The sequence below is a fragment of the Chitinophagaceae bacterium genome (assembly GCA_016717285.1).
GTDB lineage: Bacteria > Bacteroidota > Bacteroidia > Chitinophagales > UBA10324 > JACCZZ01.
The window spans coordinates 527,705-543,502 of the sequence record JADKFU010000001.1; the positions used below are offsets into that span (position 1 = coordinate 527,705).

11 protein-coding genes are annotated in these 15,798 nt (G+C 41.1%); 1 reads left to right on the forward strand and 10 read right to left on the reverse strand.

Features of this window, described 5'->3' with window-relative positions:
- Nucleotides 1-12: 12 nt before the first annotated feature.
- From pstA to IPO83_02290, 8 genes are all read right to left on the reverse strand, one after another.
- Nucleotides 13-864, reverse strand: coding sequence for a phosphate ABC transporter permease PstA (gene pstA, locus IPO83_02255; protein MBK9730104.1), 852 nt, complete (start codon nucleotides 862-864; stop codon nucleotides 13-15).
- Nucleotides 865-909: 45 nt separating this feature from the next.
- Nucleotides 910-1,809: a phosphate ABC transporter permease subunit PstC gene (gene pstC / locus IPO83_02260; GenBank protein ID MBK9730105.1), complete on the reverse strand. Its 900-nt coding sequence runs from the start codon at nucleotides 1,807-1,809 to the stop codon at nucleotides 910-912.
- A 10-nt stretch (nucleotides 1,810-1,819) separates the two neighbouring features.
- Nucleotides 1,820-2,815 (reverse strand): substrate-binding domain-containing protein, encoded by a 996-nt coding sequence (locus tag IPO83_02265; protein MBK9730106.1) that lies wholly within the window; start codon nucleotides 2,813-2,815, stop codon nucleotides 1,820-1,822.
- A gap of 176 nt (nucleotides 2,816-2,991) precedes the next feature.
- Entirely contained in the window at nucleotides 2,992-4,155 is a 1,164-nt protein-coding gene (locus IPO83_02270) for a hypothetical protein (protein MBK9730107.1), read from the reverse strand.
- 316 nt (nucleotides 4,156-4,471) lie between these two features.
- Nucleotides 4,472-4,906: an Rrf2 family transcriptional regulator gene (locus IPO83_02275; protein ID MBK9730108.1), complete on the reverse strand. Its 435-nt coding sequence runs from the start codon at nucleotides 4,904-4,906 to the stop codon at nucleotides 4,472-4,474.
- A 148-nt stretch (nucleotides 4,907-5,054) separates the two neighbouring features.
- Nucleotides 5,055-6,443: a dihydrolipoyl dehydrogenase gene (gene lpdA, locus IPO83_02280; GenBank protein MBK9730109.1), complete on the reverse strand. Its 1,389-nt coding sequence runs from the start codon at nucleotides 6,441-6,443 to the stop codon at nucleotides 5,055-5,057.
- A gap of 345 nt (nucleotides 6,444-6,788) precedes the next feature.
- Nucleotides 6,789-7,436, reverse strand: a complete 648-nt coding sequence (locus IPO83_02285; GenBank protein MBK9730110.1) for an outer membrane lipoprotein carrier protein LolA — start codon at nucleotides 7,434-7,436, stop codon at nucleotides 6,789-6,791.
- A gap of 69 nt (nucleotides 7,437-7,505) precedes the next feature.
- Entirely contained in the window at nucleotides 7,506-10,064 is a 2,559-nt protein-coding gene (locus IPO83_02290; protein ID MBK9730111.1) for a DNA translocase FtsK, read from the reverse strand.
- Between the two features lie 196 nt (nucleotides 10,065-10,260).
- On the opposite strand from IPO83_02290, the gene pruA reads away from it, so the two are divergent.
- Nucleotides 10,261-11,892: an L-glutamate gamma-semialdehyde dehydrogenase gene (pruA, locus tag IPO83_02295; GenBank protein ID MBK9730112.1), complete on the forward strand. Its 1,632-nt coding sequence runs from the start codon at nucleotides 10,261-10,263 to the stop codon at nucleotides 11,890-11,892.
- A gap of 754 nt (nucleotides 11,893-12,646) precedes the next feature.
- Here pruA and IPO83_02300 read toward each other — a convergent pair.
- Together IPO83_02300 and IPO83_02305 are read right to left on the reverse strand one after the other, a co-directional pair.
- Nucleotides 12,647-14,425 (reverse strand): arginine--tRNA ligase, encoded by a 1,779-nt coding sequence (locus tag IPO83_02300; GenBank protein ID MBK9730113.1) that lies wholly within the window; start codon nucleotides 14,423-14,425, stop codon nucleotides 12,647-12,649.
- Between the two features lie 108 nt (nucleotides 14,426-14,533).
- Nucleotides 14,534-15,481 carry an arginase gene (locus IPO83_02305; GenBank protein MBK9730114.1) on the reverse strand — a complete coding sequence of 316 codons (948 nt, stop codon included), beginning with the start codon at nucleotides 15,479-15,481 and terminating at the stop codon, nucleotides 14,534-14,536.
- Between the last annotated feature and the right edge of the window lie 317 nt (nucleotides 15,482-15,798).

The following is a 15,798-nucleotide window of genomic DNA, read 5'->3' on the forward strand; positions in this document are numbered from 1 at the left end:
GGTTTCCCTATTTTATTTGATGACATTTTTATTGAATCTTCTCGAAAGTAAACGGCTGCTGATACTGATCAGGAGTATCATGATGGTTAGAATTAATGCAGATGCATAAGCTCTGTTAACAACTTCAGCAATGGGTGAACCTAATTGAAAAAAGATGGCCAGCGGGAGCGTTGCGGCGGGCTGAAGAATAGTGGTAGGAACGTTGTCAGTAAAACCTGTAGTAAAAATTACGGATGCCGCATCACCTATCGCCCGGCCGAAACCCAGGAGCATGGCGGTCAGAATGCCGGGAAATGCCTGCCGCAGAATTACCTTTGTGGCAGTTTCCCATTTTGTTGCACCTAAAGACAATGAAGCATCACCCAATTCCTTTGGAATGGTGCGGATTACTTCATCCATTGTGCGGGCCATGATCGGCAAAACCAGTAATCCCACGGTGATGATACCGGCAAGTAAAGAAACTTTCAATCCGAAATAAATCATGATGATGAAACCGAATGCTCCATAAACGATGGAAGGAATTCCATATAGGATATCAAGTGAGGTGCGGATAAATTGTGCAAACCTGGAATGTGCAGGAGCATAAATATTCATGTAAAGCACTACAGGAATGCTCAGAAACAAAGCGAAAATGCTTGCACCGAATCCAAGGTAAAGAGATCCTACTATTGCATTGAGTACGCCACCTTCTTTACCAAGGTAAAATCCACCGCTCGGAGATTTTGATACCATATCCCAGCTCATCGCAGGCAAGCCTTTCACAAGGATGGTTAACACAATAAAAAACAGACTTCCGATAATTATAATGGTGGCAATCCTGATAAGAATGTTAAAAATTCTTTCTTCTAATTTTCTCCAAAACATGGTATAAAATGGTTTATCTGAATAATTTGAACAAGTGAAAGTTTGTTAGGCCATTTTCCGCTCCACACGCATCATGATGAAACGTGCTGCAACATTGAAAAGCAGGATAACAGTAAGCAACAGCAGTGATGCAAACATCAGTGCAGAGTCATACATTGGTATTGACATCATTTCGCCATAATTATTAGCGATGAGTGCCGGTAGCGGATATCCTGAATCGAACACGGAATGCGGAATCAATGCAGTGTTTCCTACCACCATCAACACTGCCAGTGTTTCACCAAAGGCACGTGAAAACCCAAGAACGATTGCTGCAATTATACCAGGCGACGCTTTTTTCAATACCACTTTTTTTATGGTTTCCCATTTGTTGGCACCTAAAGAGAGAGAAGCTTCTCTTAATTCCACGGGTACCGTTCTCAACACTTCCAGCATGATGTGAATAACAATGGGAAACACCATGATGGCCAGTACCAGTCCGCCGGCAAGAATACTGTAACCGGTAGTGTCTTCCTGTCCAAATGCTGGCGCAAGTGTATTTGAAATGAAAGGCACGATCATGATGATTCCCCAGATACCAAAAATCACGGAAGGAAGTCCTGCAAGAATATCAACGAGTGATGTTACGAAGCTCTTTACTTTTTTATTGGCATATTCGGATAAGTACACTGAACAGAGGATACACAACGGCACTGCAATGATGATAGAAATGAGCGTGATGTAAACAGTGCTCAGGATGTACGGTAAAAATCCAAACTGATTCTTTCCCGGCTTCCAGATGGACTTAGTAAGCAAATCCATTAATGAATGAGATTCTAAAATGGGGAGGGACTTTATGTAAAGCCCTCCCACTATCAAGAACAATAACAGTCCGGTTAGCACGCTAAGGCACAAAACGGTTTTGCCGGCTATCTTGTCCTTAAGAATTCTGAATGTTAAATTCATTGATTGATCTTTAATTGGTAGTTGTTAATGAAGAGGCTTCTTTTTTCAACAGGTCAGCAGGCAGCTTAACAAATCCGGCTTCATCAAGGTATCGTTGACCATCAGCAAGTACCCATTGAAGAAAAGCTACCATTAAGGGATTGGTAGGTTTTCCTTTGGTAACCAGGTACAGCGCTCTTGCCGGAGGTGATGGATAGGCACCGCTTAAAATGGCATCATCAATTATATCAAGTGATCCATATACATTTTCTGCAGCATCAAATACGCGGTTATTGTTTAAGTCGATAGGACAAGGGAACAAGCCTGGCTGTGGTTTCCGACTCTTGTTATCATACACAAAATTGATATTGTTGAAACCCATGCCAAGTGGATCCTTGGCAACTGCTTGCGCTAAACCCGGATCGCCGAACACTCCTGTTCCCATGAGGTCTTCCTGCTTGTAAGCATTGCCTAAAAACTTTGCCCATGATTCTGCCGCTCCTGCAGCATCCGATCGTGTAAATATTTTGATGGGCTTCATGCTTTTATTTCCAAGCACTTCTCCCCACGTAGTGATTTCTCCAGTAATAAAAATTTTATAAAACTGATTACGGGTAATACCTTTTTGTTTGATTAAATCGAGGTATGGGTTGTTAGGATTGATTACCGGTATCACTGCGTCTTTGCACACTGCGATTCCATAAGCACCTTTTTTCACTTCTTCCGGTGAAATATCGCGGGACACCATTCCGAAATTCACAGTACCAGATAAAACATCCGTCATGCCTTTACCGGCACCTCCTCCCTGGATGTCGAATGTAACTCCCGGGTTTAATTTCTTGAATTCTTCTCCCCATTTAACAGCCATCGGATACAGCGCGTAGGCACCGGACATCGTGATTTTTCCTGAAAGCGCTTTTGATGAGTTTTCTGTTGTGTCTACTCCAGCTTTTTCAGGCGTTGTAAAATTTAAAAGTGTTACAAGCGGAAGCAGCGCGAGTGATAAGAGTATTTTTTTCTGATTCATGATGGATTTTTATTGACGTTAAAAAATGAAGTTTGAATTGCTTGAAGCGTCAAATGTAAAAATGTTTTTTTAAAAGTCTACTAAATCGATAGAATTAATTAGAAGCATCGAATATGTAGTGAATTAGGTTTTGAAAAAAGGCGCTTCTTTCAGCGCCTTTCCTGCTTTAAATTTTACTAAAAGAAAATCTGTGCCTGAAGGGAGAGCAGGTCATTTTTCTTTTGTGTATCAGCCCCATCTTCATGCCTTACGTCATATTGAATCTGGAACTTTGTGAATGTCGCGAAGTAATAGTTGAGCCCGAAGCTGAACACGCTGGTAGCATCTTTGTCTTTATCCATGTTTGGATCATAAGAGTCATATTTTACAAGTGCTGAGAACTTTTTTGGAATGATGTAACCTTCAAGCAACCCATAATATCCACCCTTATTGATCGTGCTGTCTTCACCTTGTAAATATTCAACGACTGCATAAATGCGTTTGCCATCTTCATAAGCCACATCAAATCCAAAACGGTTTCTATCCTTGGGTGTTTTTTTATCACCACCATAAGTTGCTTTACCACTGTAGAATGATCCTCCTATTCCAAGATTCTTAATAGGACGAACAACCACTCTTCCTGCGATGTCCTTATGCGCATCGGCATCGGAGACATTAATACCACTACCATTAAATACACCAATAGAATAATCCACCCAATTAGAATTGGTGGCTGCATTTGGAACGCCACCACTAAAAAGAATTCCGATGTCACGGCCATTGTTATTCACTGCTGTCGTGGAATTAGCTGTGGCAAGCACATCGCGTGATCGTGCAGTAAGCGCTTCAACGGCCTGCGAACGACTCATGCTGTGTATATCATAATCAGTTCTTAAGCTCTCATATGAAAGCGGAGCTTTTTGCTGACCGACTGTGATTTTGGCAAACTTGTTAAATGTATATGCTGCGGTTGCATCCATCAGCCGGACCGTTGGCGGAGCAAAGTCAGCTTGAAAATTATAAGAGAAATTTTTCAAAACGGTGCCCCTTAAAAACAGCCGCGCATTTCTGATATCAAAACCATTTGCAGGTTTACCAAGATCAGGATCGGTGAAGTTGTACTGGTACCGAACCTGGCTGTAGCCATTCAATGTCATCTTGGCTGTAATGGACGATATTGGAAACGTTACCAATTGCGGAGGTGGAGCCTGTTCCTTCTTTGGAGAATCTGTGGGCATTACTTTGTTAGCCGGCATCTCGCCTTCAGAAAATTTGTTCCATGATGCAGCAAAAAGACTGTGTTCCTGCAGTAGGATAAGGAAACAAAATGTAACGAACGCAAGGGTAATTTTTTGATTCATAAGAATGTTTTTTTTGGTTTAGAATGGACAAATGTATACATATTCTATAGAAATAGTAGAATTGTTAAAAAAAAATTTAAAAAAATAAATGGAGCATCAGGAACATTGGATATTCTCTATGTAAGGGATAATTGTAAACAGTTTAATAAACTGTTTACATCATTGAGAATATTTCGAAGGAGAAAATTTTTTAAGCACGAAGCAACCATTTATTAAGCAACCAGCTATTATTATTGGCTGTATTAATTAAGTGGAATAACTGAACTATTGGAATATGCAAAGCTTTGTGAAGCCGGCTCCACTTCTTTCAGCATTACTATAATTTATTCAGCGAAAGTTTGGCGTGCATAGCATCAGCCAAAGAAGTGCGGTCGAGAATATGAGCCGTAGCATCACGAACATGTTTCATTACTTTCCTGATCTCACAAGTGCGTTCATCTTTGCATTCCACACATCTGACGTAAGCTGACTTGCTGACGCATTGCACGGCAGCCAGCGGGCCATCGAGGATTCTTATAATTTGACCGAGATATATTTTATCCGGTGATTTGGCCAGCGAATAGCCTCCGCCTTTTCCCATCCGGCTGTAAAGGATGCCTTGCTTCTTAAGTTCTAATAAGATATGTTCAAGAAATTTTTTTGGAATATATTCAGCAGCCGCGAGATCAGAGATCAGAACAGGTCCCACCTCATAATGTCTTGCGAGGTAAAACGCTGCTTTTAATCCGTATTTTGCCTTATGTGATAACATGCTACAAGATAATTTATTTTTCTATTTGAAAGATGATTTGATCAGTAAATAGGTTGGTCCAAATCAAAATGTTTATTTCTATTTAGTCAACTACAAAATTCAATACGCGCCAATGTTAAAGCAGGTATAGTGTGAAGCAATAAAAAAATCATAAATGAATTACTTCTCCATAAGCTGCTGCTGTTGCTTCCATCAAAGCCTCACTCATGGTTGGGTGAGGATGAACACTCTTGATGATTTCATGGCCCGTTGTTTCCAACTTGCGCGCTACCACACATTCGGCGATAAGCTCTGTTACATTGGCGCCAATCATGTGCGCGCCCAGGAACTCACCATATTTTGCATCGAAAATTACTTTTACAAAACCTTCTTTTGCGCCGGCAGCGCTTGCCTTGCCTGAAGCGGAGAAAGGGAATTTGCCAATCTTCAGGTCGTAGCCGGCTTCTTTGGCAGCTTTTTCTGTTAATCCCACAGAGGCTATTTCGGGAGAACAATAAGTGCAGCCGGGCAGATTATTATAATCAAGTGGTTCCGGATTTTTGCCTGCTATTTTTTCAACACAGATTATTCCTTCGGCACTTGCAACATGGGCTAATGCAGGACCTTTCACGATATCGCCGATGGCATAATAGCCGGATACATTGGTTTTATAGAATTCATCTACCAACACTCTTCCTTTTTCTGTTTTAATTCCTGTTGCTTCTAAACCGATGTTTTCAATGTTGGTGGCAACTCCTGCTGCCGACAAGACGATATCGCACTCAATATGCTGCATGCCTTGTGGAGTTTTGATTGACACCTTGCATCCTTCACCGGAAGTGTCAACTTTTTCTACCGCTGAATTGGTCATTACTGTGATGCCTTGCTTCTTATAGCTTTTCTCCAGCTCCTTCGAAATTTCTTCGTCTTCAACAGGAACAAGAACCGGCATAAATTCCACGAGTGTCACCTTGGTACCCATTGCATTGTAGAAATAGGTAAACTCACAACCAATGGCGCCGGCACCAACTATTACCATGCTTTTCGGAAGTTGTGGAAGCACCATCGCTTCGCGGTAGCCAATAATTTTCTTGCCGTCCTGTTTCATAGTTGGCAATTCCTTCGACCTGCTTCCTGTAGCTATAATGATGTTTTTAGCTGTAACTTCAGTTGATTTTCCATCAGAAGCTAACACAGCAATTTTATTTCCCGGTTTCACAGTGGCAGTTCCCATGATCACCTCAATCTTATTTTTCTTCATCAAAAATTGAACACCGCGGCTCATGCCATTTGCCACATCACGACTTCTTTTCACGATAGTGGAAAAATCGGGTGAGCTTTCTCCGACTGTGATCCCGTAATCTTTTGCATGCTTTATATATTCAAAAACATTGGCGCTTTTTATGAGTGCCTTGGTAGGAATACATCCCCAGTTCAAACAAATTCCTCCTAATGACTCCTTTTCCACAATGGCTGTTTTAAGCCCAAGTTGGGAGGCGCGAATGGCTGCAACATAACCACCCGGACCACTTCCCACGACAATCAAATCGTAATTCATGTATGTAATTGATTTATGTTGGTGAAAAAATCGGGCGCAAGATAAGAAAAGTGGGAGAGGTTTTTTGGAAACGGCTCTGAGTGGTAAGGGAAGAATGTTATCAGGTGACCTATTCCCCCTAGTATCCCAACATGGCGCGTCCTGTGTTTTAAAGCAAATAACTCATTTCAACAAATGAAATTTCAGCTTTTTAAAAGAAGTTATACATAAGGATTATTGTCCTAAGAATAAAGCTTCTCCTTATTTTATAAGGATCATGATTAAATTCGGTACTCCTGTCTCTCCTGAAATAAAAAGCCCCATCAAACTTGACAGGGCAGTTGAATAATCAGGTCGTTTCAATAACTATCTCAGGTCAACCACTTCAATGCCGGGATATTTATTTGTATCGAAAGAAAAAAATGTGTCCGCAATTTCCGGATTGGGAATAAACTTCCTGATCTCATAGGTATAGCGGTTGCCGTTTTTATCAAACACTACCGCGCTTTGAATAGCCTTTTCCACTTTATCAATTTCGAGCCGTACTTTAAAGTAGGATTTGTTTTTATCGTTAGGGGTCAGGTCGATAATTTGTATTGTTTTACCTCCGATCAATTGCTCTTCCGTGAAAGCATACAGGAAATCTTTCTCGTAGATGGTGAAAATATCGGTAGGTGAAATGGTATTATCATCCGTTTCAAAGGAGTTGATCTGCACTTCATTGGCATCTTTCAAATAGGTCCAGACCGTTTTACTATCTGAAATAATTTCCTGATTGTTGATCTTCAGTTTGTATTTGTTGCCTTTTAAATACAAGGTGCCTGCTTGTTGATCAGTTGTTTTGCTATTTCCGCCTTCCACCTTAATAATGAAATCTGCCTGTACTGATTTGTATCCTTTATATTTAGAACTAACGCCATTGAGAATCTGCTCGGCTTTCTGATCTTTTTGCTGAGCTTTTACAGAGGATGCAATGGAAAGGCTGAAAATTATAAAGACAAAAAACTTTTTCATAACGGGAAATTTATTTTGGAGTTCAACCTCTTGCAGATAATCAGGAAAGTGAAATAAAAAGGGGAAAGTCTAAAAAATCCCACTCTTTTCTTTGAGATGTACTAAAAACCGTTCCAATTCGATTTCGTCCTTTACCAAAACATCGCGCGCTTTGCTTCCCTGATTGGGACCAACGATGCCGGTAGATTCCAACTGATCCATTAAACGGCCTGCACGGTTATAGCCTAATTTAAGTCGACGCTGTAGAAGAGAAGTAGAGCCTTGCTGGTATTGAACAATCAGGCTCGCCGCTTCTTCATACAATTCATCCCGCTCATTAGGATCGAGGAAGTCACCTCCTTCAGCTTCTTCATCCTTTACTTCAGGCAGCAGATGTGCTTCCGGATATCCTTTTTGTTCAGCAATGAAATCACACACTTTTTCAACTTCAGGCGTATCAACAAAGCCGCACTGCAACCTGATGGTTTCGCCACCGATCGATAACAACAGGTCACCACGACCAATGAGCTGATCGGCACCACCATGATCGAGGATGGTGCGTGAATCTACTTTTGAAGCTACTTTGAAGGCAATTCGCGCTGGGAAGTTTGCCTTGATAGTGCCGGTAATGATATTGACAGAGGGGCGTTGTGTTGCAATGATTAAATGAATACCAATGGCACGTGCAAGCTGTGCAAGCCGTGCAATAGGTGTTTCAATTTCCTTTCCGGCTGTCATAATAAGATCGGCAAACTCATCAATCACCAAAATAATATAGGGGAGAAAGCGGTGTCCTTTGGTAGGAAGTAGTTTACGGTGAAGAAATTTTTCATTGTATTCTTTGATGTTTCTGCATTGCGCATTTTTAAGCAAATCGTAGCGCAGATCCATTTCTATAGTCAGTGCTTTCAGTGTATTCACCACTTTTTTGGTGTCTACAATAATCGGATCTGCTTCACCGGGTAGCTTTGCCAGGAAATGTTTTTCAATATTGGAATAGAGCGAAAGCTCCACTTTTTTCGGATCAATCAGCACAAACTTTATTTGAGAAGGATGTTTCTTGTAGAGCAGCGAAACAAGTATAGAATTTACACCAACAGATTTCCCCTGACCGGTTGCGCCCGCCATCAACAGGTGCGGCATACGTGCAAGATCAGCAATATAAATCTCATTGGAAATTGTTTTTCCAAGCGCTATCGGAAGATCCATAGCAGCATTCTGAAATTTTTCAGAAGCCAGCATCGAACGCATGGAGACAGTTTCTTTGTGCATGTTCGGCACTTCAATACCAATAGTTCCTTTTCCGGGAATAGGGGCAATGATGCGGATTCCAAGTGCGGAAAGTGAAAGAGCGATATCGTCTTCCAGGTTTTTTATCTTGGAAATACGGACTCCCGGAGCAGGTACTATTTCATAAAGTGTAACAGTAGGCCCGACAGTAGCTTTGATACTTTGAATTTCTATTCCATAGTTCTGCAATGTTTTTACGATCTGATCTTTGTTACGCATCAGCTCATCGGAGTCGATACGGATTTTCTCTGAACCATAATTTTCGAGCAAATCCAAAGTCGGATATTGATATTTCGGTAAATCAATCGTAGGATCATAATTTTCCCGCACAGCGGTTTCTGCATCTACCAATTCTTCTTCTTTTGTAGCTACAATATCAAGTGCGATGTCAGATTCATCTTTTGGCGGCAAGCTGCTGACGGGTGCGATTATTTCCGGTCCAGTGAAATCCAATTCTTCAATCGGTTCTTCTTCATTTTCATCGAGGGTTTCAACTACCAGCGAACCAACCGTAAATTTATTCTCCGTATCCGCTTCTTTCAATTCCATTTCATACACATCGCTTTCAGTTTCTTTTGTGGAGTTTACGATAGTTAGTTCAGGAGTGACGTTAGAAACAAGAGGAGATTCAGCAATTGGGGTTTTAGCAAGATCACCAGGTCTTTGATCAGACGATTTCTTGAAAAAGTTGAAGTGGTGAAAACTATAATTGAAAACAATTACGATATAAGACAATACCACGAACACCAGCAATGCGCCTGTTCCTATCGTTCCCATAAAAGCCACCAGCCATGTGCTCAACATATTGCCAACTGCTCCGCCGAAAGGAAAACCGCTTTGAGCAAAAAAGAAACTGAAAGCTGTTGGCAGCAACAGCAAAGCGAACAAGGAAACCTTCAGCAATTTTGAAACGGCGAAAACCTTTATGCGAAATAACAAGTTGATGCCGCCGACAAAAAGCATGGCAACAAAAAGGAAGGATGTTAATCCAAACGCATTGTACATGAAGAAATGGGAAACATAAGCACCGAGACGTCCGAGATAATTTTCCACTTCAAAAGTGCCGGTAAAAAAACTGCGCCAGGAAAATTGAAATATTTTATCCTGGTCTGTTCTCCAGGTAAACAGATACGACACCAATGCAACGAACAGGTAGAGTGAAGCAAGCAGCATTGCAAGGCCTGCAAGCTTCGGCAATCTTTCATCATTGCGCAGCGAGGTGAACCATGTTTCTGACGGCTTCTTTTTTTTCTTTTCGCGCGTTTTCTCAGGGGTTGCCTTTGGTTCAGCAACCTGCTCTTCTTTTATTTCTTTCAACTTCTCTTTTTCTGCCTTTAATTTATTTGTGGTCTCAGCCATACGATTCCCTGTAAAAATGGTTGGGTAAAGTTAGTGGTTACATAGGCGTGACTTGGGTTACTGCTGAAAAGTTTTCAACACGAAAATGGTTAAACGTCTATCTTTGCGGGCGTATTTTGCAAAAGGAGAAATTCCACAAAGAATGAATCAGGCAGAATGCAGTAACACAACTCCAACCACATTAAACTTCTATCAAATGAGCACCGGATTTTTCAATGTTCCAGCACCTGTAAATGAAACCAACCTCACCTATGCACCAGGAACGGCGGAGCGTGCTGCGTTAAAAGCAGCCATTACGAAATTCAAATCAGCATCTGCCGACCTTCCAATGTTTATCGGAGGCAAGGAAATAAGAACAGGGAAGAAGATTGAAATGCATCCTCCGCATGAGCATCATCACGTGCTTGGACATTATCATGCAGGAAGCGGTGAGCATGTGAAACAAGCCATTGACGCTGCATTGAAAGCAAAAAAGGATTGGGAGCATATGCCATGGGAACACCGTTCAGCCATTTTTCTTAAAGCTGCTGACTTGCTAGCCGGACCTTATCGGGCAAGAATAAATGCAGCCACCATGTTGTGCCAGTCGAAGAATGCATTCCAGGCAGAGATTGATGCTGCATGTGAGCTGATTGATTTTTTAAGGTTCAATGTTCAGTTCGCCACGGAAATTTATAGTCATCAACCCATTTCATCTAAAGGAATGTGGAACAGGATGGAGCAAAGAGCATTGGAAGGTTTTGTGTTTGCCATCACACCGTTCAACTTTACTGCTATTGCCGGAAATCTGCCAACCAGTGCCGCGATGATGGGTAACACTGTTGTATGGAAACCTTCTAATACACAGATATTTTCGGCTTGGGTGATTATGGATGTTTTAAGAGAAGCAGGGTTACCTGATGGTGTAATCAACCTGATTTATACACCCGGAGCTGAAACAGGAAAAATTGTTTTCGCGCATCCTGAATTCGCAGGCATTCATTTTACCGGATCAACAGGAGTGTTTCATGAATTCTGGAAAACGATTGGAAATAATATTGCTACCTATAAAACCTATCCTCGTATTGTTGGTGAAACCGGCGGAAAGGATTTTGTGCTTGCGCATGCTTCTGCGGATCCAAAAGCAGTGATCACCGCTTTGTCGAGAGGAGCCTTTGAGTACCAGGGACAAAAATGTTCCGCGGCTTCCCGTGCTTATATTCCATCGAATATCTGGAAGCAAGTGAAGGAAGGATTGGTATCGGACATCAATTCTTTTAAAATGGGAACCACGGAAGATTTCAGGAATTTCATTAATGCAGTGATCGATGAAAAATCGTTCGACCAGCTTGCAAAATATATTGACCAGGCAAAGAAAGATGCGGGAGTAGAAATTATAGCAGGCGGAAGTTATGATAAAAGTGAGGGCTACTTTATTCATCCTACGGTGATCAAAGCCAGTGATCCGATGTACACTACGATGTGCACAGAATTGTTTGGCCCTGTGCTTTCATTGTATGTGTATGATGAAAATAAATTTGAAGAGACACTTGATATTGTTGACAGCACTTCGGCGTATGCGTTGACCGGGTGTGTTTTTTCCCAGGACAGGAATATCATCAATCATGTTTCTAAACGACTGGTGAATGCGGCAGGTAATTTTTATATCAATGATAAACCAACCGGTGCGGTAGTTGGGCAGCAACCTTTTGGCGGTGCGCGCGCTTCGGGAACAAATGACAAAGCAGGTTCGATGATTAACCTGCTGCGTTGGGTTTCTCCGCGATCTATTAAAGAAACTTTTTCTCCGCCTACGGATTATAGGTATCCGTTTATGTTGGAGGCGTAATTTGTCTTGATTAAGATTTTAAGGATGGAAGGATTTTAGGATTATGTGCTGATTGCTGTAAAACTATATTCTTCAGATTTGAACAAACATTCGCTTTCATTTTTTTGATCTTTCAATATGCCTGGCTTGATGATGATTTTTAGGATGGAAAGATTTTAGGATTATGTGTTGATTGCTGTAAAACTATATTCTTCAGATTTGAACAATCATTCGCTTTCATTTTTTTGATCTTTCAATATGCCTGGCTTGATGATGATTTTTAGGATGGAATGATTTTAGGATTATGTGCTGATTGCTTTAAAACTATATTCTTCAGATTTGAACAATCATTCGCTTTCATTTTTTTGATCTTTCAATATGCCTGGCTTGATGATGATTTTTAGGATGGAAAGATTTTAGGATTATGTGTTGATTGCTGTAAAACTATATTCTTCAGATTTGAACAAACATTCGCTTTCATTTTTTTGATCTTTCAATATGCCTGGCTTGATGATGATTTTTAGGATGGAAGGATTTTAGGATTATGTGCTGATTGCTTTAAAACTATATTCTTCAGATTTGAACAAACATTCGCTTTCATTTTTTTGATCTTTCAATATGCCTGGCTTGATGATGATTTTTAGTATGGAAGGATTTTAGGATGATGCGTTGATTGTTAAGTGTGGCTTTTCTCCGGCTTTGCGCAACCATTTAACCATTTAGCAATTTAACCATTCATCAATTCATCCAGCACTGATATAAGATAACACCGTATCTACATCTGCTCCGGCACATCAATTCCCAACAACTTCATGCCTTTTTTAATTATTGCAGCAATATTTGTAGAAAGCTGCAGGCGAAACATACGTTGTTGTTCATCATCTGCATTCAATATTTGCAGCGCTGCATAGAAATGGTTGTATTCTTTCGCTAACTGATATAAATAATTGGCTAATGTGGAAGGTTCAAATTTAGTTGCTGCTTCCTGAATGATCGCAGGATATTCATTCAACAACATGATGAGTTGCCGTTCAATAGGATCAATTGAGGCAATGTTTGCTTTGCCTTCAATCAAAATATTTCTCTCTTTTGCTTTGCGCAATACAGAACAGATTCGTGCATGTGTGTATTGAATAAACGGACCAGTGAATCCATGAAAATCAATAGACTCTTCCGGATTAAAAATCATTTTCTTCCTTGGATCTACTTTAAGAATAAAAAATTTCAATGCTCCCAATCCAAGCTGGTGAAATAGCTGATGTTGCGCTTCTATTGAAAAGTGTTCAATCTTCCCGACTTCTTTTGTCTTTTGCGCTGCTGTCGCATCCATTTCATCCAGCAAATCATCTGCGTCCACCACCGTGCCTTCGCGGGTTTTCATTCTTCCGGTTGGCAAGTCTACGAGACCATAGTTAAGGTGATAAATTCCATTCGCATACGGCCGTCCCAGTTTCTGACAAACAAGTTTTAATACCTTGAAATGATAATCCTGTTCATTCGCAACAGTGTACATCATTACATCGGGTGCGTAATCTTTGTAACGTAAATCGGCAGTGCCTAAATCCTGCGTGATGTAAACGGAAGTACCATCTGCACGTAACAAAACTTTTTGATCGAGACCTTCTGCTGTAAGATCAATCCAAACGGAGCCGTCAGGTTTTTTGAAAAAGATATTTTTTTCAAGTCCTTCGGCAACAATGCTTTTACCAAGAAGGTACGTTGCAGATTCCATGTAGGCTTTATCGAAATCGTTACCGATTTTCCGATAGGTTTCTTCAAAGCCCTGGTACACCCATTGATTCAGTGTCTGCCATAAGTTTCTTACTTCAACATCACCTTGTTCCCACTTCAGCAGCATTTCTGATATTTCAATATTGAGCGGTGCTGCTTTTTTTGCTGCTTCCTCGGTAAGTCCGCTTTCAACAAGTCCTTTAATCTGCTTGCGCAATTCCTGCTCAAAACGAACATAATATTCTCCAACGAGGTGATCGCCTTTCTCACCTGTGCTTTCCGGCGTTTCATGATGACCATATTTTTGATAGGCCAGCATCGATTTACAAATGTGCACGCCACGGTCGTTGTAGATATTTACTTTGATTACGTCATTACCCTCAGCTTTTAAAATGGCCGCCATTGAATGTCCGATGAAAATATTTCTGAGGTGACCAAGGTGAAGTGGTTTGTTGGTATTAGGGCCACAGTATTCCACCATCACTTTTTTTCCGGTCGAAGGAAGTGATCCAAACACTGGAGTATTTACCTGATCACTAAAAACATTGATCCAGTAAGAATCTTTCAAACGCAAATTCAAGAATCCTTTTACCACTTCATATCGATCCAATTCTGGAATCTCATTGATCAAGTGGGTGCCAATTTCACTCGCAGTCTGGTCAGGCGTTTTTTTTGCAAGCTTTGAAAAAGCAAAAGCAACGATGGTGAAATCGAATGGAAAATCTTTTGGAGGAATATTTACCTGAACCTGATCAGGAAGCACTTCCTGCCCGTAAAGTTGCGAAACTATTTGTGCGGTTTTTTCTTTGAGCAGGGATTGCATTGGAGAAGTGAGTAGTGAGTAGTGAGTAGTGAGTAAAGAGTCTTTAGTCCTTAGTCTTTAGTCTTTAGTCTTTAGTCTTGAAGTCTTGAAGTCTTAAGTCAATAGAAATTAATCATAAAGCAACTGATTAGTAACTTTCAACAGGATTTCGAATGCATTTTCTGCCATCAGGTTTTCTTTGTCGAGGGTTGGGTTGATTTCTGTGATTTCGAAACAGCACACTTTAGGACTTTGCATGAGTCGCTGCAATAAAGAAGCAGCTTGTTTTTCAGTAATGCCATTTGGAGCAGGTGTTCCGGTGCCACGTGAAATAGTCGGGTCCATGCTGTCAACATCAAAACTTACATAGATGTAATCACAAGGTTCAACGGCAGTAAGTATTTCTCTCGCGATTTTATCGATGCCAAAGTTGTTGATTTCATCAGTCGAAAACATTTTCACTTTATTCTGGCGGATCAGGTAATCTTCCTGCGGCTCTGTATCCCGGACCGAGACAAATACAAGATTTTCGTAACGAACCTTGGGTGAAATGCTGTTCATGTTTTTACATTGCTCCCAGAACTCTCTGGTGTTTTCATCCGGAGTATTAGAACCCTGTGTCATGTTATCTTCGGCCAGTGACATTGCGAGTGGCATGCCATGCATATTTCCTGAAGGTGTTGTATAGGGAGAATGCAAATCAGCATGTGCATCAATCCAGATAACACCAATGCGTGCTTCCGGATACGCAGCTTTGAGTCCTGCTATCGTTCCGGCAGCAGATGAATGATCTCCTGCAATTACGATCGGAAAATTTCCTTCCCTTAATGTTTTCTCCACTGCCGCACTCACGCGTTCACAAACTGTGAGCACGCCTTTGCCACGACGTGCATGAGGCGAACGGGCAGGTTCCAGCAGCATCGCGTTCTCATCCTGAATTACTTCTTCGGGAAACTGTTTGAAAAAGGTGCTTCCAAAATCAAGCGCAGCTATTTTAATCGCGTCAAAACCCAGACTGGCGCCGCGCGTGCCTGCGCCAATCTCCGATTTCACTGCTATGAGCTTAATATTTTTCATGGCGCAAAAGTAATCACAAAATCGGGAGTAGAAATTGGAAAAGTCATTCCTGGCCTAAGAGCATTTCTTTTTTGGTTAGGGAAACCTTGAGCCGGATTTGTGTGTGCGGATCCTCACGTTTTGGCATTAATAAGTAAGGATTTTTGCAACCTGATATTGCGCGACATTCTTTTGCATACCTGTCTTTTCCTTCAGCATGTTCAGCTCAGCGTCAACAGAATACCAGGATAAAAACTTACTGTTTCTGCAAAAAAATAAATTTCAAAAACCTAAAAATCATGTAGTTTCGCACGTCATAAAAAAAAGTAACACCCTCT